Origin of the sequence: Spirillospora sp. CA-294931 (assembly GCF_050946795.1) — a bacterium.
In the GTDB taxonomy this organism is placed as follows: domain Bacteria; phylum Actinomycetota; class Actinomycetes; order Streptosporangiales; family Streptosporangiaceae; genus Spirillospora.
Genome location: NZ_CP192006.1, coordinates 5,095,829 through 5,121,399, shown reverse-complemented (window position 1 = coordinate 5,121,399; position 25,571 = coordinate 5,095,829). Strand labels below are relative to the sequence as shown.

General features: G+C 68.9%; 16 protein-coding genes and 2 rRNA genes. 10 read left to right on the top strand and 8 right to left on the bottom strand.

Going from position 1 to position 25,571, the window contains the following annotated elements:
- The first annotated feature begins 321 nt into the window (after positions 1 to 321).
- The 3 genes from ACQPY4_RS23045 (at position 322) to ACQPY4_RS23035 (ending at position 4,738) form a co-directional block, all read left to right on the top strand.
- Positions 322 to 3,427: ribosomal RNA gene (locus tag ACQPY4_RS23045) — 23S ribosomal RNA — on the top strand.
- 159 nt (positions 3,428 to 3,586) lie between these two features.
- Positions 3,587 to 3,703: ribosomal RNA gene (gene rrf / locus ACQPY4_RS23040) — 5S ribosomal RNA — on the top strand.
- A gap of 243 nt (positions 3,704 to 3,946) precedes the next feature.
- Entirely contained in the window at positions 3,947 to 4,738 is a 792-nt protein-coding gene (locus ACQPY4_RS23035) for a hypothetical protein (RefSeq protein ID WP_433323871.1), read from the top strand.
- A gap of 650 nt (positions 4,739 to 5,388) precedes the next feature.
- On the opposite strand, the gene ACQPY4_RS23030 is transcribed toward ACQPY4_RS23035, so the two are convergent.
- The 3 genes from ACQPY4_RS23030 to ACQPY4_RS23020 are packed head-to-tail and all read right to left on the bottom strand — an operon-like array spanning position 5,389 to position 7,142.
- On the bottom strand, positions 5,389 to 5,883 hold the full coding sequence (locus ACQPY4_RS23030; protein ID WP_433323869.1) for a hypothetical protein: 495 nt from the start codon (positions 5,881 to 5,883) through the stop codon (positions 5,389 to 5,391).
- Between the two features lie 13 nt (positions 5,884 to 5,896).
- Positions 5,897 to 6,706 (bottom strand): ArsR/SmtB family transcription factor, encoded by an 810-nt coding sequence (locus ACQPY4_RS23025; protein WP_433323867.1) that lies wholly within the window; start codon positions 6,704 to 6,706, stop codon positions 5,897 to 5,899.
- Between the two features lie 55 nt (positions 6,707 to 6,761).
- Positions 6,762 to 7,142, bottom strand: a complete 381-nt coding sequence (locus tag ACQPY4_RS23020) for a DoxX family protein (protein WP_433323865.1) — start codon at positions 7,140 to 7,142, stop codon at positions 6,762 to 6,764.
- 166 nt (positions 7,143 to 7,308) lie between these two features.
- Between ACQPY4_RS23020 and sigJ the strand changes: the two genes are divergently transcribed.
- Entirely contained in the window at positions 7,309 to 8,241 is a 933-nt protein-coding gene (sigJ, locus tag ACQPY4_RS23015; protein ID WP_433323863.1) for an RNA polymerase sigma factor SigJ, read from the top strand.
- Positions 8,242 to 8,985: 744 nt separating this feature from the next.
- Here the strand turns inward: sigJ and ACQPY4_RS23010 are convergent.
- Positions 8,986 to 9,603: a TetR/AcrR family transcriptional regulator gene (locus ACQPY4_RS23010; protein WP_433323861.1), complete on the bottom strand. Its 618-nt coding sequence runs from the start codon at positions 9,601 to 9,603 to the stop codon at positions 8,986 to 8,988.
- A gap of 69 nt (positions 9,604 to 9,672) precedes the next feature.
- Between ACQPY4_RS23010 and ACQPY4_RS23005 the strand changes: the two genes are divergently transcribed.
- The 5 genes from ACQPY4_RS23005 (at position 9,673) to ACQPY4_RS22985 (ending at position 17,380) form a co-directional block, all read left to right on the top strand.
- Positions 9,673 to 11,415 carry an acyclic terpene utilization AtuA family protein gene (locus ACQPY4_RS23005; RefSeq protein WP_433323859.1) on the top strand — a complete coding sequence of 581 codons (1,743 nt, stop codon included), beginning with the start codon at positions 9,673 to 9,675 and terminating at the stop codon, positions 11,413 to 11,415.
- Positions 11,416 to 11,471: 56 nt separating this feature from the next.
- A complete protein-coding gene (locus ACQPY4_RS23000; protein ID WP_433338982.1) occupies positions 11,472 to 13,004 on the top strand; it encodes an acyl-CoA carboxylase subunit beta in 1,533 nt (510 codons plus the stop codon).
- A gap of 9 nt (positions 13,005 to 13,013) precedes the next feature.
- Positions 13,014 to 14,960: an acetyl/propionyl/methylcrotonyl-CoA carboxylase subunit alpha gene (locus tag ACQPY4_RS22995; protein WP_433323857.1), complete on the top strand. Its 1,947-nt coding sequence runs from the start codon at positions 13,014 to 13,016 to the stop codon at positions 14,958 to 14,960.
- 16 nt (positions 14,961 to 14,976) lie between these two features.
- The gene (locus ACQPY4_RS22990) at positions 14,977 to 16,131 is read left to right on the top strand and encodes an acyl-CoA dehydrogenase family protein (protein WP_433323855.1); all 1,155 of its coding nucleotides are present in this window, start codon (positions 14,977 to 14,979) and stop codon (positions 16,129 to 16,131) included.
- 142 nt (positions 16,132 to 16,273) lie between these two features.
- A complete protein-coding gene (locus tag ACQPY4_RS22985) occupies positions 16,274 to 17,380 on the top strand; it encodes an RDD family protein (RefSeq protein WP_433323853.1) in 1,107 nt (368 codons plus the stop codon).
- On the opposite strand, the gene ACQPY4_RS22980 is transcribed toward ACQPY4_RS22985, so the two are convergent.
- Entirely contained in the window at positions 17,377 to 18,225 is an 849-nt protein-coding gene (locus ACQPY4_RS22980) for an AraC family transcriptional regulator (protein ID WP_433323851.1), read from the bottom strand. The two genes, ACQPY4_RS22985 and ACQPY4_RS22980, sit on opposite strands and share 4 nt — an antisense overlap.
- A gap of 81 nt (positions 18,226 to 18,306) precedes the next feature.
- Here ACQPY4_RS22980 and ACQPY4_RS22975 point away from each other — a divergent pair, with 81 nt between their 5' ends.
- Positions 18,307 to 20,067, top strand: coding sequence for a glycoside hydrolase family 35 protein (locus tag ACQPY4_RS22975; protein WP_433323849.1), 1,761 nt, complete (start codon positions 18,307 to 18,309; stop codon positions 20,065 to 20,067).
- Positions 20,068 to 20,679: 612 nt separating this feature from the next.
- Here the strand turns inward: ACQPY4_RS22975 and ACQPY4_RS22970 are convergent.
- From ACQPY4_RS22970 to ACQPY4_RS22960, 3 genes are all read right to left on the bottom strand, one after another.
- Positions 20,680 to 23,670 carry an endo-alpha-N-acetylgalactosaminidase family protein gene (locus ACQPY4_RS22970; protein ID WP_433323847.1) on the bottom strand — a complete coding sequence of 997 codons (2,991 nt, stop codon included), beginning with the start codon at positions 23,668 to 23,670 and terminating at the stop codon, positions 20,680 to 20,682.
- A 94-nt stretch (positions 23,671 to 23,764) separates the two neighbouring features.
- The gene (locus ACQPY4_RS22965) at positions 23,765 to 24,592 is read right to left on the bottom strand and encodes a carbohydrate ABC transporter permease (RefSeq protein WP_433323845.1); all 828 of its coding nucleotides are present in this window, start codon (positions 24,590 to 24,592) and stop codon (positions 23,765 to 23,767) included.
- The gene (locus ACQPY4_RS22960; RefSeq protein ID WP_433323843.1) at positions 24,589 to 25,533 is read right to left on the bottom strand and encodes a carbohydrate ABC transporter permease; all 945 of its coding nucleotides are present in this window, start codon (positions 25,531 to 25,533) and stop codon (positions 24,589 to 24,591) included. The genes ACQPY4_RS22965 and ACQPY4_RS22960 overlap by 4 nt, the downstream gene beginning before the upstream one ends.
- Positions 25,534 to 25,571: the final 38 nt, after the last annotated feature.

Genomic DNA, 25,571 nt, shown 5'->3' with positions numbered 1-25,571 from the left:
TAGTACCGCCCCCTTGCGGGGTGGGGAACGGCGAGCCCGGGCGGACTGGTTTGGTGGACACGCTGTTGGGTCCTGAGGAAACGGACCCTTCAGCCCCAGATCATCACCCTTGTGGGTGGTGGGTTGGGGCTGGGTTGTTTCTTCTGGATCGCGGGACCAGATTCCGGCGCCTTGGTTGGTGTTGGGTTTGGTGGGCCTGCTTGTTTTTTGAGAACTACACAGTGGACGCGAGCATCTCTGATAGATCGCCGCTTTGTCTTCCTCTTCTTTTGGGGGAGGTGTGGTGGTGGTCTCTCTGCGATTTGTTTGATCGTTTTGTGTGTTCAAGTTTTTAAGGGCATACGGTGGATGCCTTGGCATCAGGAGCCGATGAAGGACGTGGGAGCCTGCGATATGCCTCGGGGAGTCGGCAACCAGACTTTGATCCGGGGATTTCCGAATGGGGAAACCTGGCACTCGTCATGGGGTGTCGCCGCCGTCTGAATGTATAGGGCGGTTGGTGGGAACGCGGGGAAGTGAAACATCTCAGTACCCGCAGGAAGAGAAAACAATTGTGATTCCGTGAGTAGTGGTGAGCGAAAGCGGAGGAGCCTAAACCGTGCGCGTGTGATACCTGGTAGGGGTTGCGTGTGCGGGGTTGTGGGACCACCTGGCTAGATCTACCAGTCTGGCAGGAAGTTATAAAGTGACGTGATAGTTGAACGGCTTGGGATGGCCGACCGTAGACGGTGAGAGTCCGGTAGACGAAATTGCGTTGCCTTTCTGGTGTGTTCCCGAGTAGCACGGGGCCCGTGAAATCCCGTGTGAATCTGCCACGACCACGTGGTAAGGCTGAATACTTCCTGATGACCGATAGCGGACCAGTACCGTGAGGGAAAGGTGAAAAGTGCCCCGGTGAGGGGTCGTGAAATAGTACCTGAAACCGTGTGCCTACAAGCCGTCAGAGCCTCCTACAAGGACACTTGTGTTTTTGTTTGGTGATGGCGTGCCTTTTGAAGAATGAGCCTGCGAGTTATGGTGTGTGGCGAGGTTAACCGGTGTCGGGTAGCCGTAGCGAAAGCGAGTCTGAATAGGGCGTTTTAGTCGCATGCTGTAGACCCGAAGCGGGGTGATCTAGCCATGGGCAGGGTGAAGCGCCGGTAAGACGGTGTGGAGGCCCGAACCCACCAGGGTTGAAAACCTGGGGGATGACCTGTGGTTAGGGGTGAAAGGCCAATCAAACTCCGTGATAGCTGGTTCTCCCCGAAATGCATTTAGGTGCAGCGTTGCGTGTTTCTTGCCGGAGGTAGAGCTACTGGATGGCTAATGGGCCCTACAAGGTTACTGACGTCAGCCAAACTCCGAATGCCGGTAAGTGAGAGCGTGGCAGTGAGACTGCGGGGGATAAGCTTCGTAGTCGAGAGGGAAACAGCCCAGATCATCGGCTAAGGCCCCTAAGCGTGTGCTAAGTGGTAAAGGATGTGGAGTTGCCGTGACAACCAGGAGGTTGGCTTAGAAGCAGCCATCCTTGAAAGAGTGCGTAATAGCTCACTGGTCAAGTGATTCCGCGCCGACAATGTAGCGGGGCTCAAGCACACCGCCGAAGCCGTGGCACTCCAACTTGTTGGGGTGGGTAGGGGAGCGTCCTGCAGCCGGTGAAGCCGCCGAGTGATCGAGTGGTGGAGGCTGTGGGAGTGAGAATGCAGGCATGAGTAGCGAATCACACGTGAGAAACGTGTGCGCCGGATGACCAAGGGTTCCTGGGGCAGGCTAATCCGCCCAGGGTAAGTCGGGACCTAAGGCGAGGCCGACAGGCGTAGTCGATGGACAACGGGTTGATATTCCCGTACCCGCTGGTATGCGCCAACGCTGAACCCTCTGATGCTAACCACCCGAACTCTGCTGTGGGTCTTCGGACCTGTGGTGGGGGGAGCGTGGGGCCCGAGGGGGTAGTAGGTGAGCGATGGGGTGACGCAGGAGGGTAGCTCAGCCCAGGCGATGGTTGTCCTGGGGTAAGCCTGTAGCCCGGTGTGTAGGTAAATCCGCACACTGTTAAGGGTGAGAGGTGATGCCGAGCCGTTTTAGGTGAAGTGAGTGATCCCATGCTGCCGAGAAAAGCCTCTAGTGAGTGTACCGGCGGCCCGTACCCCAAACCGACTCAGGTGGTCAGGTAGAGAATACCAAGGCGATCGGGTGAACTGTGGTTAAGGAACTCGGCAAATTGCCCCCGTAACTTTGGGAGAAGGGGGACCACGCCCGGTGAGCACCCTTGCGGTGGGAGCTGGGTGGGGTCGCAGAGGCCAGGGGGAAGCGACTGTTTACTAAAAACACAGGTCCGTGCGAAGTCGTAAGACGCGGTATACGGACTGACGCCTGCCCGGTGCCGGAACGTTAAGAGGACCGGTTAGACCTGTAAGGGTCGAGGCTGAGAATCTAAGCGCCGGTAAACGGCGGTGGTAACTATAACCATCCTAAGGTAGCGAAATTCCTTGTCGGGTAAGTTCCGACCTGCACGAATGGCGTAACGACTTCCCCGCTGTCTCAACCACAGGCCCGGCGAAATTGCAGTACGAGTAAAGATGCTCGTTTCGCGCAGCAGGACGGAAAGACCCCGGGACCTTCACTATAGCTTGGCATTGGCGTTTGGAGCGTCTTGTGTAGGATAGGTGGGAGACTGTGAAACTCAGACGCCAGTTTGGGTGGAGTCGTTGGTGAAATACCACTCTGGTCGTTTTGAGCGTCTAACCCGCACCCGTGGATCCGGGTGGGGGACAGTGCCTGGTGGGTAGTTTAACTGGGGCGGTTGCCTCCCAAAGAGTAACGGAGGCGCCCAAAGGTTCCCTCAGCCTGGTTGGCAATCAGGTGGCGAGTGCAAGGGCACAAGGGAGCTTGACTGTGAGACCGACAGGTCGAGCAGGTGCGAAAGCAGGGCCTAGTGATCCGGCACCGGCGTGTGGAAGCGGTGTCGCTCAACGGCTAAAAGGTACCCCGGGGATAACAGGCTGATCTTCCCCAAGAGTCCATATCGACGGGATGGTTTGGCACCTCGATGTCGGCTCGTCGCATCCTGGGGCTGGAGTAGGTCCCAAGGGTTGGGCTGTTCGCCCATTAAAGCGGCACGCGAGCTGGGTTTAGAACGTCGCGAGACAGTTCGGTCCCTATCCGCTGCGCGCGTAGGAGAATTGAGAGGGTCTGTCCCTAGTACGAGAGGACCGGGACGGACGAACCTCTGGTGTGCCAGTTGTCCCGCCAGGGGCACGGCTGGTTGGCTACGTTCGGTCGGGATAACCGCTGAAAGCATCTAAGCGGGAAGCCTTCCTCAAGATGAGTTCTCCCACCCCTTTGTGGGTGTAAGGCCCCCAAGAGACGATTGGGTTGATAGGCCAGAAATGGAAGCGCCGTGAGGTGTGGAGTTGACTGGTACTAATAGGCCGAGTGGCTTGAACACACTGAACGTTCAAACCAATCGCAGTTCTGCTGAGTGTTCGCGTCCCTGTGTGGTTCCCAGAAAACAAACGGGAACCCGATAATTAAATGTCTGAGCCCGAGTTGCTTGGACGACAAGCTTCCAACACGCCACTATTTGTGGTGGGTGTTGGGTTGGTCGTTCGGTGGTTTTGGCGAGGGGGAAACACCCGGTCCCATCCCGAACCCGGAAGTTAAGCCCTTCAGCGCCGATGGTACTGCACGGGAGACTGTGTGGGAGAGTAGGACACCGCCGGACTCGTATTGCAGAAAGGCCCCGCCGTCACGGCGGGGCCTTTCTCATTTCCAGGGCCCGATGTTCCAGTAGTAGGAACCGCTCCGTGCAGTCACGATCTTGCGCCAGGAGACGAAGCCCAGGCGTCCGGCCCTCGAGGCGACGATGAGCATCGAGCCGGCGTCGCCCGAGAGCCGGTTGTCCTGCCAGCGCGGGGCTAGGGCGCCGGGCCGGTCATGGTGGGACGTCCAGGGTTACGGTGCCTTTATGAGCGACGAGCGGGAGCCGGGGTCTGTCCGGCAGGTCGTGATCAGCGTTGAGGTCGCCGATGTTCTCGGGCCGGAGAAGGTTGCCGAACTCACGGACGGGCCCGAGCCGGGACAGTACGACTGCGTGATCTGCGATCGTCCGGGCGACGCAGCTCAGGAACCGACGAGCGTCCTGGTGCGCCGCTTCCCTGTTGTCGAGACCCCGGATCGGCCGCTGCTCAACATCATCTGGGCGCACACGGCGTGCTCGCCATCGACGGTCGAAGACCGTGACAGCCCGATCAGCCTCACCACCTACTTTCGCGACCAGCACCTCATCCCCTTGCTTCTCGTCGGCGAGGCCGCTCCGCGTCCCGCATTGATCATGGAGCCGGTCATGCCCGGCCTGCGCAACGAGAGCACCCACTCCAACGCCTATCTGCAAGCCTGGTTGCGTGAAGGACTCCAGATCCTCTCGGTCAGCGATCTTGTGCACGCTGCTCCCGACGTCAACTCATGGCGGGCAACGCTCGTCCCGGGTGACCAGCCCGGCCAGGTTCGCGTGACGCTCACCTGCCGGGCACATACCGGCAGCCCCTTCACCGTGGTGGACGACCACGGCATCCGCGTCGACCAGCCCTGGCTCGACGCAGTGGTGCGCGATGGACTCACCCTGTGGGCCGGGCTCACTGGCCTGCGCGCAACAACCGACCGTGCCCCGGAGACGATCCTGCGCGCCCTCGCCGACTCCGCCCACTCGGGCACCCTCGCAGGCGGCCATATTGCCGCCGTCGCTCTCGGCCTCTCTTGAATGTCTCTAGAACGCGCTCCCGAAGGTGGTCTTCTCCACCACGCTCCGGCTCATGAGGTACGAGACGATCTCCGTGCGCGGACGACTCCGTGGGCGGCTGGGCGGCGCCCGAGATGATTCACCCCGCACTTCATGGCATGACGGCCTTGTAGTCCAGGAGGCCGCTGCCCGGGAGTTTCCCGGGCTTGTTGCTTTGGGTCGAGTTCGGTCGAGTGGGAAGTCGCCCACATCTGTCGCAGGACGCCCGGGCCTTCCGAGACTCGGACGGTCAGCGGCTTGTGGCCTGGCTCCCCGGCCTGCCGAGGACGTGATCGGAGCAGGCCCGGTGACCAGGCGGCTCCTGGCTGGGACGAAGCGGAGATGGTGCCTTGCACTCAGCCCATCTCCGACATCGACCGCGGCGAGAGTGGGGTCATGGGCTGGACGCCGCGCCGTGATCTCTGAACACGGCCTCCGGCGTCTCTTCGGGGGCGTGCTTGCGAGCTGGGTAGGTCGTGGAACCGACCTTCACCGTCCAATGGACGCGACCGCACGTCGGCTCGCGCCTGCGGCCAGGTGACGTAAGGGGCTGCCGTCGAGGCGGCGGACGGGCGGAAGCGAATCCACCCGAGCCCATTGATCATCGGGCATTCGTTCGCGAGCGCTTCTGATCAGGCGCGCTCCGGCAGCAGATCCATGAGCTGCTTGGTGTGGCCGGGCAGCTCCATGTCCGCGAGGCCCGTGATGAGGTCCCTCAGCGGCACAGGCTGATCGACCAGGGCCTTGCCGTTGGACAGGAGCAGGGCAGGTACCGGTGTGTTGAGCTCGGTTTCGCTGAGCATCGGCCCGCCCAGCGTGCACAGGGCGTCCGCCTGCAAGCGGATGCGTTCCCGGAGTCCTTCGTTGCCACCGGCGAGGGCGGTGACGCGGTCGAGCGTCCAGCCGTCCTGGGCCAGCCGGTTGTCGTAGGTCGTGATCGCTCCCGTGGCGGCATTGGTCACCGCCGTGATCGTGGCAGCGGTGACCAGGACGACGTGCGCGAGGATCTGGTCGGCATTCCACTCGCCGGACGGCGGGGTGGGGTCCGGATCACCGGAGTCGGCCACGGTGGCGGCGGCGTCCAGGAATGCGCGATAGGCGTCCCGAAGTGGGGCGGTGTCCAGCATGTCTTGCTCCTTCTCAGGCGTGTGCGTCGTACATGTCCCAGGGCGCCTGGGGGAGGACGTCGCCGGTCTCCAGCAGGGACTTGAGGTTGGCCAGCACGGCCGGCCACCCCTTGGAGATCCCGCCGAGCATCTCCTGGTTGGCGAGGTTCTCGTGGGTCACCGTCAGGCGGACGATGTCCTGGTGCGGCTCGACGAGGAACGTGACGACTGACGGCTCCCGTGGCGCCTCGGGGTCGGGGACGTCGTCGAAGGTGATGACCAGGCGGGTCGGCGGCTCGGCCTTGAGCACCTGGCCGACGGCGTCGATGGCGCCCGATTCGTCCGCGCGCCGGTGCTCCCAGCTCGAACCGGGTTGCCAGTCGGAGATGTTGGCGTGCCCCCAGTAGCGAGCCGTCAGGTCGGCGTCCGTCAGGGCCTGCCACACCTGCTCCGCGCTGGCACGGATATAGGTCACGTAGACGTAGGTCGGAACCGTCGTGGTTTCGCCGCTCATGGCGTACTCCTCTGCCTGGTTCTTGATGGCGCTGATCGCTAGCAGACGGGGCTTCTCGAACCCCGCGATCCAGCGCTCCTGGATCTCGTGGATCGGCGTCGGGTTGAGGTAATGGAGGCGTTCGCGTCCACGCCGCACGGTCGTCACCAGATTGGCCCGCTCCAGCAGGTCGAGATGCTGGGTCGCCGACTGCCGTTTCATGTCCAGCCGCTCGCACAGCTCACTCAACGTCTGACCGTTGTGCTCGCGCAGCCGGTCGAGCAGGAGGCGCCGCGTGGGGTCGGCCAGCGCCTTGAAAACCGCGTCCATCGCCTTCGCTTCGAGGCTCACCTCTCCATTATGCAGGTAAATGCCTGCATAATGTCAACGCCCATGCCGGACACGCTCAGCCCGAGAACGACTCGGGCCCGAAGCGGCCCCACGCCACGAAGGCGGCCAGGACGATGAAGATCACGTTCACCACCAGCGCCTGGGGCTCATGGCGGCGGCCGTGGGCGACCATCGCCCCGACCATCAGCAGGACCACACCAACCGCGGCCACGGGCACCACCACCGGCGCGACGTCGAGCAAAGCGGGCAGCGTCAACCCGACCGCCGCCAGCAGCTCGGCGACGCCGATCGCCTTGACCGCGCCCGCACTGAAGTCCTCGGCGAACCCCATGCCGGACGCGGCCAGCTTCTCCTTGGGCTGGCTCACCTTGATGACACCCCCTACCAGGAGGGCCGTGGCCAGCAGTCCAGCGATGCTCCACAGAGCGATATTCATGAGGCTTCTCCTGCGAAGTCGTGAGCGATCGAGTTGGTGGGACGTCTCGTCCCAGCACTACGACGACATAACCTCTCGAAACGTCAGGCGCCACGACCTCACATTCCGGCGCGGTACCTCGTCTGACTAGTGAGGGACGACGCGACCAAGGGAGAAGTCGACGCACATGAGCACCCCATCCGAGGACGGCCTGAGCGTGATCATGAGTGAGCGGCGTCAGCTGATCAATCTCGGATACCGGCTCCTCGGCTCCCTCGCCGATGCCGAAGATGTCGTCCAGGAGACCTACGCCCGCTGGTACGCCATGTCACCACAGCAGCAGGACGCCATCGACTCTCCCGGGGCCTGGCTGATGAAGGTCGCCAGCCGCATCTGCCTCGACCTGCTCGGCTCGGCACGCGTCCGGCGCGAACGCTACGTGGGGGAGTGGATCCCCGAGCCGGTGCCGGACGGCACGGACTGGATCACCGGCCGATCGGGCGGCACCACCGCCGACCCGGCCGACAGAGTCACCCTGGACGAGTCGGTCAACATGGCCTTCCTCGTCGTCCTCGAATCGATGACCCCGGCCGAACGTGTCGCGTTCATCCTCCACGACGTCTTCCGCTACCCCTTCGCCGAAGTCGCCGAGATCGTCGGCCGCACCCCCGCGGCCTGCCGCCAGCTCGCCTCCTCGGCCCGTGCCCGCATCCGCCAGACCCAGGCCCCCGCGGCCCCGACGGCCCGGCAGGCCACCATCGTCCGGGACTTCAAACTGGCATGGGAAGCCAAGGACATCGAGGCACTCCTCGGCCTCCTCGACCCCGACGCCACCGCGATCTCCGACGGCGGCGGCCTCGTCAACGCCCAACTCCACCCCATCCACGGCAACACCGAGATCGCCCACGGCCTCATCACCGTCACCAACGCCCTCGAAATCACACTCCTCGAACGCACCGTCAACGGCCAACCCGGCCTGATCGCCCAGCAGGAGGGCATCACCCACACAGTGATCGCCTTCGAAATCACCAACAACAAGATCAAACACCTCTGGGCCATCCGCAACCCCGAAAAACTCCGCCCCTGGACCCCCCAAACACAACACCCCCCAACCCACTAGGCCACCCAGCCAAAGCCCGCTAACCCCAAAGCCCCACGATCAGCCCCATCGCCCCACCCACGCCCAAGAGATCACCAACCCCCAACGTCCCCGCCCCACAGAAAGCCGAGCGCTTCCCTCGGTGGCACGCCAAGCCGCACCCGCCCCTCCGTCTCCTCAGACCGCCAAGCCCTCCACCCACCCCCATCGCCTCATCGCAAAAACATCAACAAGGACCGCCCCCAAGTCCACCACTCCGCACTCTGACCGCCCGCGCCCCGCGCCGCTGTACCGCCACCGCGCCGCTGTACCGTTCGTGCGTCCGTGACCGGGCAGCGATGAGAGCAGGCGAGGGGGAAGGGACGGCGACGAGCCCTGCGGGAGACGGGCCGACCGGTTGACGGATCGAGGGTGCGGGTCGGGGGGTGTCGAGGGCGGGCTGAGGGGGGACGAGGGTGCGGGTCGGGGTGTCGAGGGCGGGCTGAAGGGCGACGAGGGCGCGGGCCGGAGGGTGCCCAGGGCGGGTCGAAGGGAGGCGAGGGCTCGGGACTGAGAGGTGCAGAGTGTGGCGGGCCGAGAGGTCGACAGTGTGACGGGCCGATGGGGCGGCGGTGCGATGAGTGGCGAGCGGTGGAGTGACGGGGCGGTGTGATGGGGCGGTGTGATGGGGCGAGGGGCGGGGGTGAGGGGTGGGAGTGAGGGGGCGAGAGGTTGGTGGGGTGAGGGTGTGGTGGGGCGGGTGTTGGTGGAGGGGGTGGGGTGGTGTTAGGCGGGTGGAGGGGTTAGGACTCGGTCTAGGGTTTGGGCCCATTGGGTTAGGAGGCGGGTGCGGCGGGCGGAGTCGTCGGTGAGGAGGTCGGCGAGGCCTAGGCCGCGGACTAGGTCGAGGGTGGCTTGGACGGTTTCGCGGACGCCGGGGATGGACTCGTCGGCGCCCAGGGCCTGGAGGGCTAGGCGGTGGGCCTCGCGGCCTACGCGGGCCTCCAGGGGGAGGACTTGGGCGCGGAGTTGCTCGTCGGAGCTGGCGGCCACCCAGAGTTGGAGGGCGGCGCGGAAGAGGGCGCTGGTGTAGAAGTCGGCGAGGGTCGTCAGGACGTCGAGGGTGGGGAGGCGCCGGCCGGAGAGGGCGTTGAGGCGTTCTCGCATCTGGGCCGTGCGGACTTCGGTGCCGTATTCGACGGCCGCGGTGACGAGTTCTTCGCGGGTGCGGAAGTGGTGCTGGGCGGCGCCTCGGGAGACGCCCGCGCGTTCGGCGACGACGGCGACGGTCGTTCCGGCCCAGCCGAGCGAGGCCAGGCAGTCGATGGCGGCCTCCAGGAGGCGCTGGCGGGTGGCGCGGCTCCGGTCCTGCTGGGGTTCTCGGGGGACGGCGTGCGTGGTCACGGGGTTAAGTTATCAGAAAACAATCAAGCGTGATTGATTTTTTCTGGGAAGCCTGGCAGGGTGCTGGGCATGAGCGAACCGTTGCGCATCGGGAACGCCTCGGGTTTCTATGGCGACCGTTTCGGCGCGGTGCGGGAGATGCTGGAGGGCGGTCCGCTGGACGTCCTGACCGGTGATTATCTCGCCGAGCTGACGATGCTGATCCTGGGGCGGGGCAGGCTCAAGGACCCGGACGCCGGGTACGCGACGACGTTCGTCCGGCAGATGGAGGAGTCGCTGGGGCTGGCCGTCGAGCGTGGTGTGAAGATCGTGACCAATGCGGGCGGCCTTAATCCGCGGGGGTTGGCGGTCAGGCTGCGGGAGTTGGCCGAGCGGCTTGGTATCGAGGTCGGCGTCGCGTATGTCGAGGGTGACGATCTGCTGCCCAGGGCCAAGGACCTGGGGCTGGACGATTCGCGGTATGGGGCGCCGCTGACCGCGAACGCCTATCTGGGGGCTTGGGGGATCGTTGAGTGCCTCAAGGGGGGTGCCGACGTTGTGGTTACTGGGCGGGTTACTGATGCTTCGTTGGTTGTGGGGCCCGCGGCCGCGCACTTTGGGTGGGGGCGCGATGACTGGGACGCCCTGGCCGGGGCCACGGTCGCCGGGCATGTGCTGGAGTGCGGGGCGCAGGCGACGGGTGGCAACTTCGCGTTCTTTCAAGAAATCTACAATGTAAAGGCGCCCGGCTTTCCGCTGGCGGAGATCCACGCGGACGGATCGAGTGTGATCACCAAGCACTCGGGTGCGGGGGGTGCCGTTACCGGGGAGACGGTGACGGCGCAGCTGCTTTATGAGATCGCTGGGCCTTCGTATGCGGGCCCTGATGTGACGGCGTTGTTCGACACCGTCCGGGTGCGGGACGAGGGCGATGACCGGGTGCGGATCTCCGGCGTCCAGGGTGTGCCTCCGCCGCCGGAGACCAAGGTGTGCCTTAACCACCTGGGCGGCCATCGCAATGAGATGACCTTTGTTCTCACCGGTCTCGACATCGAGGCCAAGGCCGATCTTGCCAAGGCGCAGGTGGAGGCGGCTCTTGGGGGCGACGCGCGTCCGGCCCAGGTCGAGTGGACGCTGATCGGGACCACTCGGGCCGATCCGCGGACGCAGGGGGAGGCCACCGCCCTGCTGCGCTGTGCCGTGCTGGATCCGGACGCCGACAAGGTCGGGCGGGCGTTCAGCGGCGCGGTCGTCGAACTCGCCCTGGCCGGATATCCGGGATTCACCATGACGTCGCCGCCCGGGAAGGGCAGCCCTTATGGCGTCTACACACCGGCGTTCGTACCTAACGAGCAGGTCGAGCACGTTGCCGTTCTGTCCAGTGGTGATCGCGTTCATCTCGCTCCTCCGGTTGCGACTCGGGCTCTGCCGCCCCTGGCTCGGCGATCCAGTTTTGGGGAGTTGGGCGGTGCGCGGGAACTCGAATCTGGTTCTGGGGATAACTCCGCGGGGCGGCCCTTGGGGTTGGTGTGCGGGGCTCGCAGTGGGGACAAGGGCGGGAACGCGAATATCGGGGTCTGGGCTCGGACTGAGGCGCAGTGGGGGTGGCTTCGGGGGTTCTTGACCGTGGAGCGTTTGTGGGGGCTTCTGCCTGAGACTCGGGGGTTCGCGGTGGCTCGGTATGAGCTGCCGAATCTGCGGGCGGTGAACTTCGTGGTCGAAGGGCTGTTGCAGGAGGGTGTTTCGGCTTCGACCCGGTTCGATCCGCAGGGGAAGGCCTTGGGGGAGTGGCTGCGGTCTCGTGTGGTCGATATTCCGGAGGAAGTTCTTTGACGTTCAAGAGCACGCTCGATACGCGGTCTCCCGAATACCGGGAGCGGCGGGAGTCAATGCTGGCCAAGGTGGCCGAGCTTGAGGCGGAGCACGCGAAGGTGCTGATGGGCGGGGGTGAGAAGTACGTCGACCGGCATCGCAAACGGGGGAAGCTGCTCGCGCGGGAGCGGATCGAGATGCTGCTCGATCCCGACTCGCCTTTTCTGGAGCTGAGCCCGCTGGCGGCGTGGGGGAGCGACTTCCAGGTCGGGGCCAGCGTGATCACCGGGATCGGGGTGGTCGAGGGCGTCGAGTGCATGATCGTGGCCAACGACCCGACGGTCCGGGGCGGGTCGAGCAACCCGTGGACGGTGAAGAAGAGCTTCCGCGCGTCCGACATCGCGCTGGAGAACCGGCTGCCGGTGATCAATCTGGTGGAGTCGGGCGGCGCCGACCTGCCGACGCAGAAGGAGATCTTCATCCCGGGCGGGCGGATGTTCCGGGATCTCACCCGGTTGTCGGCGGCGGGGATTCCGACGATCGCGCTGGTCTTCGGCAACTCGACGGCCGGTGGCGCGTACATCCCGGGGATGTGCGACCACGTGGTGATGGTCAAGGAACGCGCGAAGGTGTTCCTGGGCGGGCCGCCGCTGGTGAAGATGGCGACCGGCGAGGAGGCCGGGGACGAGGAGCTCGGCGGCGCGGAGATGCACGCGCGGACGTCCGGCCTCGCCGACTACATGGCGGTGGACGAGCCCGACGCGCTGCGGCTGGGACGGCAGATCGTCAAGCGGCTCAACCACCGCAAGGCGGGTCCGGCGCCGGGTCCGGTGCGGGAACCGCTGTACGACGCCGAGGAGCTGGCGGGGATCGTCCCGGAGGATCTGAAGGTCCCGTTCGATCCGCGCGAGGTCATCGCGCGGGTGGTGGACGGTTCGGAGTTCGACGAGTTCAAGCCGCTGTACGGGACGAGCCTGGTCACCGGGTGGGCGCGGCTGCACGGGTATCCGGTCGGGGTGCTGGCCAACGCGCAGGGCGTGCTGTTCGGCGAGGAGGCGCAGAAGGCGGCGCAGTTCATCCAGCTGGCGAACCAGGCTGACACGCCCTTGCTGTTCCTGCACAACACCACCGGCTACATGGTCGGCAAGGAGTACGAGCAGGCCGGGATCATCAAGCACGGCGCGCTGATGATCAACGCGGTGGCCAACAGCAAGGTGCCGCATCTGACGCTGGTGATGGGGGCGTCATACGGGGCCGGGAACTACGGCATGTGCGGACGGGCGTATGACCCGCGTTTCCTGTTCGCGTGGCCGAGCGCGAAGTCGGCGGTGATGGGTCCGCAGCAGCTCGCGGGGGTGCTGTCGATTGTGGCCAGGCAGGCGGCGGAGGCGCGCGGCCAGGTCTACGACGAGGAGCAGGACCGGGCGATGCGCGAGATGGTCGAGACGCAGATCGAGGCCGAGTCGCTGCCGTTCTTCCTGTCCGGACGGCTCTACGACGACGGTGTGATCGACCCGCGTGACACGCGGACGGTGCTGGGGCTGGCCCTGTCGGTGGCGCACAACGCGCCGGTGCGCGGCGCCGAGGGATTCGGAGTGTTCCGTGTGTGAGGTGAAGGCATGATCGGCCGGCTGCTGGTGGCGAATCGGGGGGAGATCGCGCGGCGGGTCTTCCGGACCTGCCGTGACCTGGGGATCGGGACGGTCGCGGTGTTCTCCGACGCCGACGAGGGCGCCCCGCATGTGCGGGAGGCGGACGCCTCCGTCCGGCTCCCGGGTGAGGCGCCGTCCGACACCTATCTGCGCGGTGACCTGGTGATCGCGGCGGCCAGGGCGGCCGGGGCGGACGCCGTCCACCCGGGGTACGGGTTCCTGTCGGAGAACGCGGAGTTCGCGCGGGCGGTGCTGGACGCGGGCCTGACCTGGGTGGGGCCGCCGCCCGAGGCGATCGCCGCGATGGGCTCCAAGATCGAGGCCAAGAAGCTCATGGCGGCGGCCGGGGTGCCGGTTCTGCCCGAGCTCGACCCGGACGCGGTGACCGAGGACGACCTGCCGCTGCTGGTCAAGGCGTCGGCGGGTGGCGGCGGACGCGGCATGCGGGTGGTGCGTGCGCTGGCAGACCTGCCCGAAGCCGTGGCGGCCGCGCGGCGCGAGGCCGAGTCGGCGTTCGGCGATCCGGCGGTGTTCTGCGAGCCGCTGCTGGAGAACGCGCGGCATATCGAGGTGCAGCTGATCGCCGACCGGCACGGGCGTGTGTGGGCGCTGGGCGAGCGGGAGTGCTCGATCCAGCGCCGCCACCAGAAGATCGTCGAGGAGGCGCCGTCCCCGGCGGTCGACCCCGGGCTGCGCGAGGAGCTGTGCGAGGCGGCGATCAGCGCGGCCGGTGCGATCGGCTATGTGGGCGCCGGGACGGTCGAGTTCATGCTGAACGGCGACGGCCGGTTCTTCTTCCTGGAGGTCAACACGCGCCTCCAGGTCGAGCACCCGGTCACCGAGTGCGTCTACGGGCTCGACCTGGTGCGTCTCCAGCTGGAGGTCGCCGAGGGCGAGGCGCTGCCGGAGGAGCAGCCCCGTCCGGGCGGCCACGCGATCGAGGTGCGCCTGTACGCCGAGGACCCCTCGGCCGACTGGCGTCCGGGCAGCGGCGTGCTGTACAGCTTCGAGGTCCCGGGAGTCGATGCCGAGTTCGCCGTCCCGGCCGGGTACGGCCTGCGGCTCGACAGCGGGGTGGAGAGCGGCGGCGAGGTCGGGATCCACTACGACCCGATGCTGGCCAAGCTGATCGCGTTCGGCCCGAGCCGGGCGGCGGCGGCCCGGCGGCTGCGCGCTGCGCTGGTCGGCGCGCGCGTCCATGGCGTGACCACCAACCGCGAGCTGCTGGCCCGGATCATGGCCGAGCCCGCGTTCCTGGCGGGCGAGACCCGCACCGGCTACCTCGATGAGGTGGGCCTGGACGTCCTGTCCGCGCCGCTGGCCGACGAGGAGGCCGTGCGGCTGTCGGCGCTGGCCGCGGCGCTGGCGGACGCCGCCGCCAACCGGGACGCCGCGCCCGTGCAGGGCGGGTTCCCGTCCGGGTGGCGCAACGTGCCGTCGCAGCCGCAGCGCAAGTCCTACGAGGGGCCCGGCGGGACGGTCGAGGCGGCCTACCGGCTCACCCGGGGCGGCCTGGACGTTCAGGGCGTCGAGCTGCTGGCGCACTCGCCGGACGGCGTCACCTTCGACGTCGGGGGCGTGGTGCGCGCGTTCACCGTCACCGTCCACGGTGACCGGGTCTTCGTCGACTCGGCCCTGGGCCCGGTGGCGCTGCGCGCGCTGCCCCGGTTCGCCGACCCGAGCGACCTGGTCGCCCCCGGGACGCTGCTGGCCCCGATGCCGGGGACGGTCGTCCGCGTCGAGGCCGAACCCGGCGCGGCCGTGACCGAGGGGCAGACCCTGGTCGTCCTGGAGGCCATGAAGATGGAGCACCGCATCGCCGCGCCCGCGGGCGGCGCGGTGGCCGAGCTGAACGTCGCGGCGGGCGACCAGGTCGAGGCGGGAGCCGTCCTCGCCGTCATCGCGGACGCCTGAAGGAGAAGGGACCCCCATGAGCTTCGTCGAGACCGAGGAGCGGCGGGCGCTGCGCGCCGCCGTCGCCGAGCTGGGCGCCAAGTACGGCGCCTCGTATTACGTGGAGAAGGCCAAGGCCGGGCTGAAGACCGACGAGCTGTGGGCCGAGGCGGGCGCGCTGGGCTACCTCGGTGTGAACGTGCCCGAGGAATACGGGGGCGGGGGCGGCGGCATCGGCGACCTGGCCGCGGTCTGCGAGGAGCTGGCCGCGGCGGGCTGCCCCCTGCTGCTGATGGTGGTGTCCCCGGCCATCTGCGCCACGATCATCGCCCGCTCCGGCACCGAGGAGCAGAAGAAGCGCTGGCTGCCCGGCTTCGCCGACGGTTCGGTGAAGATGGCGTTCGCGATCACCGAGCCGGACGCGGGGTCCAACTCGCACCGCATCACCACAACCGCGCGCCGCGACGGCGACGGGTGGGTGCTCAGCGGGCAGAAGACGTTCATCTCCGGTGTGGACGAGTCGGACGCGGTGCTGTTCGTCAGCCGCACCGAGGACCAGAAGGGCAACCTGCGCCCGTCGCTGTTCATCGTCCCGACCGACGCGCCGGGCTTCACCTGGACGCCGATCGAGATGGAGATCGTCTCACCCGAGCGGCAGTTCATCTGCCACCTGGACGAGGTGCGGCTGCCCTACGAGGCGCTGGTCGGCGACGAGGACGGCGGCATGCTCCAGTTGTTCGCCGGGCTCAACCCCGAGCGGATCATGGCGTCCGCGATGGGCGCGGGCATCGGCCGCCTGGCCCTGGACAAGGCGACCGCCTATGCCAAGGAGCGCCAGGTCTTCAAGACCCCGATCGGCGCCCACCAGGGCCTGGCGCACCCGCTGGCCCAGGCCAAGATCGAGCTGGAGCTGGCGCGGCTGATGGGCCAGAAGGCCGCCTGGCTGTACGACGAGGGCGACGACCTGGGCGCGGGCGAGGCGGCCAACATGGCCAAGTACGCCACCGCCGAGGCCGCGATCCACTGCGTCGACCAGGCCATCCAGACCCACGGCGGCAACGGCCTGACCACCGAGTACGGCGTCGGGATGCTCGCGGGCGTGGTCCGGCTGATGCGCATCGCGCCGGTCAGCCGCGAGATGATCCTCAACTTCGTCGCGCAGCACTCCCTGGGGCTGCCCAAGTCGTACTGACCCGGCCCCCCCGGGGGCGGACGGTTTCCTCGCGCGGCCGGGCCGGGGCGCCCTAGACTGCGGGGGTTTCGTGCCGCCCGCCGCCCAACCCCCCGAGGTGCACGTGTACGGCCCCCCACAGCCAGCCCCGCCTCCCGCGCCCGTGGGCGAGCTGCCGTCGTCCTACCTGGTCAACGACCCTGCCCCGCTGGGACGCCGCCTGGGCGCCTGGGCCGTCGACGCCGGGCTGCTGCTGGTCGCGGCGATCCTGCTGGGCGTCATGACCTGGGGACGCCTCCAGGACTACGTCGCGGGCGCCGGGCTGCCCGCCAAGGCGCTCAAGGCGGGCTCCGGGCTGCTGACGTCCGGCGGCGACGTGGAGAAGATCGCCGCCGACTTCGGCGTGGACGTGTGGGACAAGTTCGTCGGCTACGTCGTGCAGGCGATCGTCCTGCTGGTGCTGATCGAGCTCGTCTACCACTTCGTCGCGACGCTCTGGAAGGGCCGCACGCTGGGCAAGGTGGCGTTGGACGTCCGCGTGTGCCGCTTCGCCGACGGCGCCCGCACGCCCGGGCCGGCGGCGGCCTTCCGCCGTGCCCTGGCAGCCACGCTGGCCGGGACGGGCGTGTACGCGGTGGCCTGGATCTTCCTGCTGCAGGGCTGGTTCTTCCTGTCGGTGGTGGCCTGGGCGGCGGCCGTGGCCGTCTTCACGGCCAACCTGCTGCCCCTGCCCTTCGCCCGGACGCGCCGCACCCTCAACGACCTGCTCTCGGGCACCGTCGTCGTCCGCGCCGGAACGCACCGCCAGGCCGCCGAGGCCGCCCGCCAGGGCGCCCAGGCCGTCCGGGAGAACGCCGGGCGCCTGGCCCAGCACGACCGCGTCCAGAGCGCGCTGCGGTCCGACCAGGCCCGCCGCGCGCAGGACCTCGGCCGCCAGGCCCTGGAGTCCGAACGCGGCCGCCAGGCCCAGGACCTGGGCCGCAAGCTGGGCGACCGGGTCAAGAACCGCGCCCGCCGTCAGCCGCCTTCGGGCCCGCCCCAGCTTCCACCGCCCAGCTCGCCCCAGGTCCCACCGCCTGGCTCGCCCCAGCCCCTACCTGCCTCGCCCCAGCTCCCGCCGCTCGCCTCGCCTCAGCTTCCGCCGCCCGGCTCACCTCAGCCTCCCCACGGCTCGCCTCAGCCTCCGCCCGGCTCGCCCCTGCCTCCGCCCGGCTCGCCTCAGCCTCCGTCCGGCCCCGTTCAGCCTCCGCCGGGCCGGCCGCCGCGCTAGCGCGCGCCGATCTGCTGCGAGCGCCACTCGCTCGGGGCCGTGCCGACCCGGCGGGTGAAGATGCGGGTGAAATAGCCCGGGTCGTCGTAGCCGACGCGGCGGGCGATCGAGGCGACCGCCAGGTCGGTGGTGACCAGCAGCTCCTTGGCCTGGTTGAGGCGGATCGTCAGCACGTAGTCCTTCGGGCTGCAGCCCGCCGACAGGCGCACCGCCTTGCGGAGCTCGGCCACCGACAGGCCCATCCGCCGGGCGTGCTCGGCGATCGAGAGCGGCTGGGTGGCGTCGCGGGCCAGGTTCTTCAGCACCGGGCTCCCGGTGGCGTCCTGGTCGGCGCGGCTGCGCCGCAGCGTGACCAGCAGCTCGTGCACCAGCGCGGACGCCTCCACCTCCAGGAACGGGTCTCCCCTGCGGCACGCGAGCGCGATCCGGCTGATCACCTGCTCGGCGGCGCCCGTGCTCGACAGGGGGATCACAGGGGCGGCGGGATCGATGAAGCCCAGCTCGGTATAGGCGTTGGCCGCCGCTCCGGCGAAGTCGACGAACGACTCGGCCCATCCGGGCGGGTCGGGGGCGTAGTGGTGCGTCACCCCGGGGATCAGCCACAGCAGGGCGGGCGCGACCACTTCGACGGGCTCGCCGCCGTCCCAGGAGAACCAGCCCCGCCCCCGGCTGATGATCACGGCGACGTAATGGTCGAGCGCGCGCGGCCCGACGGTCGGCAGGGCCCCCTCCTGCATGCCCACGCCCAGGCACGCCAGGCCCAGACGGCGATGCACCGGGCTCGGGGTGAGGTAGCGCCACCACCGGGTCACGTCGGGAAGCTGGGGAACCTCCTCAACCGTCATGGTCATCCATTCGTCGAGTCCATCAAGCCGTGGCGGTTTGTCCATGGCCGAACCGTTCGTTAGATCAGCAGGCTAAGGCAGGTGCTGACCTCGAAAAACCCCGCCTTCACCGTGGAGGGCGCCGACTTCGTCCTGGACGGACGTCCCTTTCGCCTCCTGGCCGGCGCGGTGCACTATTTCCGCGTGCACCCCGGGCACTGGGATCATCGTCTGGCCATGGCGCGCGCGATGGGCCTTAACACGATCGAGACCTATGTGCCATGGAACCTGCACGAGCCGGAGCCGGGCCGCTACGCGCGGCTCGGCGAGCTGGAGCGGTTCCTGGACGCCACGGCCCGCGCGGGCCTGTACGCGGTCGTCCGGCCCGGGCCCTACATCTGCGCGGAATGGGACAACGGAGGTCTGCCGTCCTGGCTGACCGGCGAGCTCGGCCGGCGCACCCGCACCCGCGACCCCGCGTTCCTGGCCCATCTGGACCGCTGGTTCGACCGGGTGATCCCCCTGGTCGCCGAGCGTCAGATCCACCGGGGCGGGAACGTTCTGATGGTGCAGGCCGAGAACGAGTACGGCTCCTACGGCTCGGACGCGGTGTACCTGGCCCACGTGGCCGACGGGCTGCGCGCGCGGGGGGTGGAGGTGCCGCTGTTCACCTCCGACGGGCCCGAGGAGCACATGCTGACCGGCGGGATGATCCCCGGGGTGCTGGCGACCGTCAACTTCGGCTCGGACGCCGAGTCGGCGTTCGCCATGCTCAAGCGGTACCGGCCCGAGGACCCGCTGGTGTGCATGGAGTTCTGGAACGGCTGGTTCGACCACTGGGGCGAGGAGCACGTCACCCGCGACCCGACGGACGCCGCCGAGGCGCTGGAGCAGATCCTGGACGCCGGGGGGTCGGTCAACGTCTACATGGCGCACGGCGGGACGAACTTCGGGACCTGGGCGGGCGCCAACCGGGGCGGCGCCCACCACGACGGAGCGTTCCAGCCCACGGTCACGTCCTACGACTACGACGCGCCCATCAGCGAGCAGGGCGCCCCGACCGAGAAGTTCTGGCTCTACCGCGACGTGCTGACGCGGTACGGGGGGCCCGCCCCCGAGCCGCCGCCCGCGCCGCCCGTCCTGCCCCCGCGCCCCGTCCCGCTGACCGCCTCGGCGCCGCTGGAGGCGGCCCTGGGCAACCCGGTGACGGCGCCCGTCCCGCCCACGTTCGACGAGCTGGGGCTGCGCCAGGGGCTGGTGCTCTACGAGCTCGACGTCCCGGGCCCGCGCGCCGACTACCCGCTGATCCTGTCGGACCTGCGCGACCGCGCCTACGTCTCGGTCGACGGCCGCCGCGTCGCGGTGGTGGAGCGCGGCGAGCCGGGTGATGTGAAGGTGCCGGGGCCGTCCCGGGTGGCGGTGCTGGTCGAGTCGCTGGGACGGGTGAACTACGGCCCGCTGATGGGCGAGCGCAAGGGCGTCCTCGGCGGAATCCGGCACGAGCGCCAGTACCTGCACGGCGTGACCGCGCGGCCGCTGTCGCTGGACGAGCGTCCCGACGTCCCCTTCGAGGAGGGCGCGGCCGCCGCCGTCCCGGCGTTCTACCGGGGAACCTTCACGGTCGGCGAGCCCGGCGACGCGTTCGTGGCGCTGCCCGGCTGGCGGCACGGCCTGGTGTGGGTGAACGGCTTCGCGCTGGGCCGCTACTGGGACCGCGGCCCCCAGCGCACCCTCTACCTGCCCGGCCCGGTGCTGTGCGAGGGGGACAACGAGATCGTCGTCCTGGAGCTGGAGGAGGCCGGTGAGCCCCGCGTGGAGCTGCTCGCCGAGCCCGACCTGTCCGGCGGCGCCCGCCCGAGCTGAGCCGATGCCGGAGGCGGGGCCCACCCCGAGTTGAGCGGATGCCGGAGGCAGGCTCGCCGGAGCTGAGCCGATGCCGGAGGCGAGCGCGCCGGAGCTGAGCGGATGCCCGAGGTGGGGCTCGCCCGGGCTGAGCGGATGCCGGGGCCGGGCGCGCCGGAGCTGAGTGGATGCCGGAGCCGAGCGGATGGCCGGGGTGGGGCTCGCCCGGGCTGAGTGGATGCTGGAGGCGGGCGCGCCGGAGCTGAGTGGATGCCGGAGCCGAGTGGATGGCCGAGGTGGGGCTCGCCCGGGCTGAGTGGTGCCGGGGCAGGGCGCGCCGGAGCTGAGTGGATGCCGGAGCCGAGTGGATGGCCGGGGTGGGGCTCGCCCGGGCTGAGTGGATGCCGGGGCCGGGCGCGCCGGAGCTGAGTGGATGCCGGAGCTGAGCGGATGCCCGGGGCAGGGCTCGCCCGGGCTGAGTGGTGCCGGGGCAGGGCCCGCCCGGGCTGAGTGGATGGCGGAAGGGCCGGTCCCGGGTGGGGGCCGGCCCTTCCGTTTGTGAGTCCCGCCGGGTGGCGCGGTCACCCGGCCGGACTCCTCCGGGGGGCGCCGAGTTGCGGTGCCCCCCGGGAGTCAGGTGGCGGGGCCGAGGTCGGTGACGGTGAAGTCGTCCAGGACGAACTCCGCGTCGGCCTCCTCGCCGCCGGTCTTGACCAGCCCGACCCAGGCGTCGCCCTTGGCCGGGGCGGTGAACTCCTGGGTGAAGGCGCCGGGCGAGGTGACCACGCCGATGGGCGTGTCCTTCAGCACCCGGGCGGCGGGCTCGTCGACGGCCGTCCGCCACGTGTAGTGCCCGGCGTGGGCGTTCTCGTACTTGAACTCCACGCGGTACCGGTGGCCGGGCTTGAAGCGGACCCGGTCGGGTGTCGTGCGGTAGACCACGCCCTTGTTCTCGGCGCGGGACTTCAGCGACCAGTCGCCGCTGATGACGTCGTCGACCAGCTTGCCGTTCCAGCCGCGCTGGGTGTACGGCGCGTTCCTCCTGGCCAGGTGGGTGCGCGGATCGATGGCGCCGCCCGCGTCGCCCTTGACGAACGGTCCCCAGCCCTGCGGGACGTGCTCGAAGCCCTCGACCTTCCCCGGCCGCGTCGCCGCGACGACCCGGACGTTGTCGAACTTCACGCGGGCCGTCCCCGCCCCGGCGTCCAGGGCGAGCCGCGCCCGGCCGGAGGAGTCGACGGTGAAGTAGGTGAACACGCGCTGGAGGCGGGAGCCGTGCTTGACGTCGGCGGCGACGTGGTTCTGGGCGGTGGAGACCTCGGCGGTGGTGGTCTCGGTCCGGCCGCCCGAGGTCACCGAGATCCGGGCGGGACGGCGCTCCCCGGCGGTGGCGCCGACCTCGACGTCGGCCGAGGCGGCGTAGGTGCCCGGGGCGAGCCTGAGGTCCTGGCTGAGGGAGCCGGAGCGGACGACGGCCTCGTAGTCGCCGGTGGCGTTGCGCTCGACGGACGCCGAGCCGCCGAGCGCCCACGACTTCAGCGTCCCGGAGTCGAACCCGGGGTCCTTGACCGGGGTGAACTGGCCCCATTCGGGGTCGGCCGCGGGCGGCGCCTTCTTGGGGTAGACCGCGTAGGGCTGCCCGGGAGCCGCGTCGAGCGTGACCTCGCCGCCGGTGACCGGGACGCGCGTCCCGGCGTCGCGGCCTTGGTCGGTGAGCTTGTAGACCCAGACCGACGAGGTGCGCCACGGCGACTTCCAGGTGGTGGTGCCGCCCTTGGGGTTGTAGTGGTAGGCCTTGGTGGCGCTCTTGGGCGACCAGGGCAGCAGGTAGGCGCCGCCGTCGTAGACGAGGCGGTCGCCGTCGAAGATCTGCTTGCGTCCCGCGGCGCTGGTCACCCGGGTGGGGCCGAAGAAGGTGATCTCCTTGTCGGACCAGGACTTGATCGGGTGCGCCTGGAGGTACTTGGCGGGCAGGTTGTCGGTCCAGACGCCGGCGTAGAACTTGTTCCAGTCGGTCTTGCCGACCCAGCCCTCGAAGTCGTGGATCGTCGGCGTGCCCAGCAGCGCGTCGCGGTCGGCCCACACGTCCTTCTCGTGGTTGCGGACGAACCGGATCAGCGTGGAGTTGATCCCGCGCATCCGGTCGGGCCCGTAGTCCTTGTCGTTGGCCCAGTGCGACCACAGCGCCGAGCGCTCCAGCCCGTGCGCCCATTCGGTGGTGACCTGCCAGCCCTGCGCGCGCAGGATCCGCTGGAGGGCGTCGGAGTTCCAGCCCGACTCGCGGAACACGTCGATGTAGAGCATGTTCAGCGCGGGGTCGGCCTCGCGGCGCAGGTCGGCCAGGCGCCGGGCGATGTCGCCGGACGTCAGGTCGCGGCGGTGGTCGATCATGTAGGACTGGTTGAGCCAGTCCCACTGCTTGTTGTTCTTGTCGACGAGCGTCTCGCTGAACGCGTTGGCCTCGGGGTAGGACTCGGTGGCGTTGATGTGGACGGCGAAGTCGCTGTTCCACTTGCGGCCCTCGCGCAGCAGGTGGTTCATGTCGCGCAGGCCGCCCGCGCGCAGGTTGTAGTTGCCGCCGTAGTCGGGGTGGGCCGAGTCGTGGCCCTCGGAGGCGTAGCCCTTGAGCAGCGTGTACTGGCCGAGCCCGTCGGTGGCCAGCGAGATCCTCTTGACGTTGTCGAGCGTCTTGAGGAACGGGTTGGTGGCCTGGCTGGCGAAGTTGAACGGGATGTGCGGGACGACCCGCAGCGACTGCTCCTGGCCGCCGAGCGGGCGCACCATGATGTCGCGCATCGCGATGGCGCCGTCCTGCCAGTCGACCCGGCCGTCGCCGTTGCGGTCGCGGCTGATCACGACCCGGGCGTAGGGGAGCGGCTCGTCGTGCGCCGCGCCCTTGCCCCGGACGGTCCACTGCCCGTTGCCGATCTCGACCTCGGTGAAGCCGTCCCCGGCCCTGGCCTGCCGCTGGAACCGGCCGCGGTCCCAGTCGGTGACGTCCTTGGCCGGCTGGTCGTAGACCGAGTTGTTCTCCAGCGCGGCGGCCAGGCCCCCGGCGCTGGCGACCACGTAGGTCGCGCCGGTCGGCGCCGCCTCCGGCTTGGTCGCCGCCGTGACGGCGGTGACCGTGTCGCCCTCCTTGGCCTTGTCCAGCGACAGCGTGGCCGAGCGGACCGTGGCGTCGGCCTGGGTGCTGCGGACGCTGACCAGCCCGTGGCCGGGGATCTCCAGGGTGCCGACCGCCATGCCCGAGACGCGCGTGACCCGGAACTCGGTGACCATGCCGCGCACCCGGATCGTCGCCCGGATCGCGGCGCCGCCGCCGAAGTCCAGGACGTAGGACGCGGTGGCGCCGTCCACGGTGCTGGCGACCTTGGGGGTGCGGGCCCTGCCGTCGATGACGACCGAGGTCAGGGCGCTCTCCTGGCCGTACATCACGGCCCTGGAGGCGGTGTCGGTGTAGGAGATCACGCGCGGGAACGCGCGGTCGACGCGGACGTCCAGCGCGCCGGAGGAGAGCACGGCCTCGCCGGCGGGGGCCGCCAGGGCCGCCCCGGCCGGGAGGGCCGTGGCCAGCCCGGCGGTGATGGCGCCGACGGCGGTGAGCGTGGTGAATCTTTTCACGGGGGGATCCTTCCGCTGTCCGATCGATGAACAGCGTGTTCCTGGGAGATCACCGGCACCATGGACAAAACGCAGGGCCCCCTTGGACATTGGGTCAGCCCTTGACGGCGCCCGCCGTCATGCCGCCGCGCCAGAACCGGTTCAGCGACAGGAACGCCACCACCAGCGGGACGATCGAGATCAGCGAACCGGCGATGACCAGCGTGAAGAACGACTTCTGCGGGTTGCTGTTCCAGAAGTACAGCCCGAGCGTCAGCGGCCACAGCTTGTTGTCGGCCAGCATCACCAGCGGCAGGAAGAAGTTGTTCCAGATCTGCACGGTCTGGAACAGGAAGATCGTGACCAGGGCCGGGCCCATCAGCCGGAGCCCGACGGTGCAGAAGATCCGCAGCTCCCCGGCGCCGTCGACCCGGGCGGCCTCCAGCAGCTCGTCCGGGACGGTGTCGGCGTACACGCGGGCCAGATAGACCCCGAAGGGGCTGACCATGCTCGGCAGCAGCACCGACCAGACCGTGTCGACCATGCCGGTCTTGGACGCCAGCAGGTACTGCGGCACCGCCAGCAGCGGCGGCGGGATCAGCAGCGCGCCGATGATGACCGCGAAGACCAGGCCACGTCCCCGGAACGGGTACTTGGCCAGGGCGTAGCCGGCGGCGGCGGCCAGCAGCGTCGCGGCCGCCGCGCCGACGACCGAGTACAGGAGGCTGTTGACGATCCAGTCGGCGAAGACGCCGTCCTGGTAGGCGAAGACGTCGGAGAGGTTCTCGCCGATCCGCGCCTCGCCGCCGAACCACAGGGCGGGAGTGCTGAACAGTTCCGAGCCGTTCTTGTTGGCCGCGACGATCAGCCACCACAGCGGGAGCAGGAAGTAGACCGACGCGACGAACAGCGCGCTGGTGGTCAGGACCTGGGCGCGTTTCACTTGTCGGCCCCCCGGCTGGACGCGGTGAAGAAGACGTAGGACAGCACGCACGCCGTGGCGGCGAGCACGACCGCGATGGCGGCGGCGTAGTTGAAGTCGTTGGCGCCGAACGCCGCGTTGTAGGCGGCCATGGCCGGGGTGTAGGTGCTGGAGACGTTCCCCGAGATGGGACGCAGCACCGACGGCTCGTTGAACAGCTGGAGCGTGCCGATGATGGAGAAGACCCCGGTCAGCACCAGCGCGGGCCGCACCAGCGGGACCTTGATCCGCCAGGCGATCGTCCAGGCCGAGGCGCCGTCCAGCGCCGCCGCCTCGTACAGCGACCGGGGCAGCGCCTGCAGCGCGGTGTAGATGACGAGCATGTTGTAGCCCGTCCAGGTCCAGGTGACGATGTTGGCCGCCGACCACAGCACGGTGCCCTCGCCGAGCAGGTCGACGTGCAGGATGTCGTCCAGCGGGCTGAACCCGGGCTGGTACAGGAACGCCCACAGGATCGCCCCGACCACCCCGGGGACGGCGTAGGGCAGGAAGAACGCCAGCCGGAAGAACTTGGTGAAGCGGGCGGCGGCCGAGTCGAGCAGCAGCGCCAGCACCAGCGCGAGCCCCAGCATGATCGGGACCTGGACGATCCCGAACAGCAGCACCCGTCCCAGGCTGCGCATCACCGCCTCGTCGGAGAACACCTTGACGTACTGGTCCACGCCCGCGAACTCGGTCACCGGCGCCGACAGCCCGAGCCCGGACCGCTTCTCCCGGAACAGGCTCTTGAAGACCGAGTAGGCCATCGGCGCCGCGTACGTCCCGGCGAACAGCAGCAGGAACGGCGACAGCAGGAAGAGGGCGGCGCCGTTGGGCCGGGGGCGGCGCCGCCGGCGGACGGCGGTGGCCTGGCGCTTGGCCACCGGCGCTGCGGCGGCGACGGGCGGGGCCTCGGGGACCATGAGCGGAGGGCTCCTTACTCGGCGGGACGGCTCCGGAA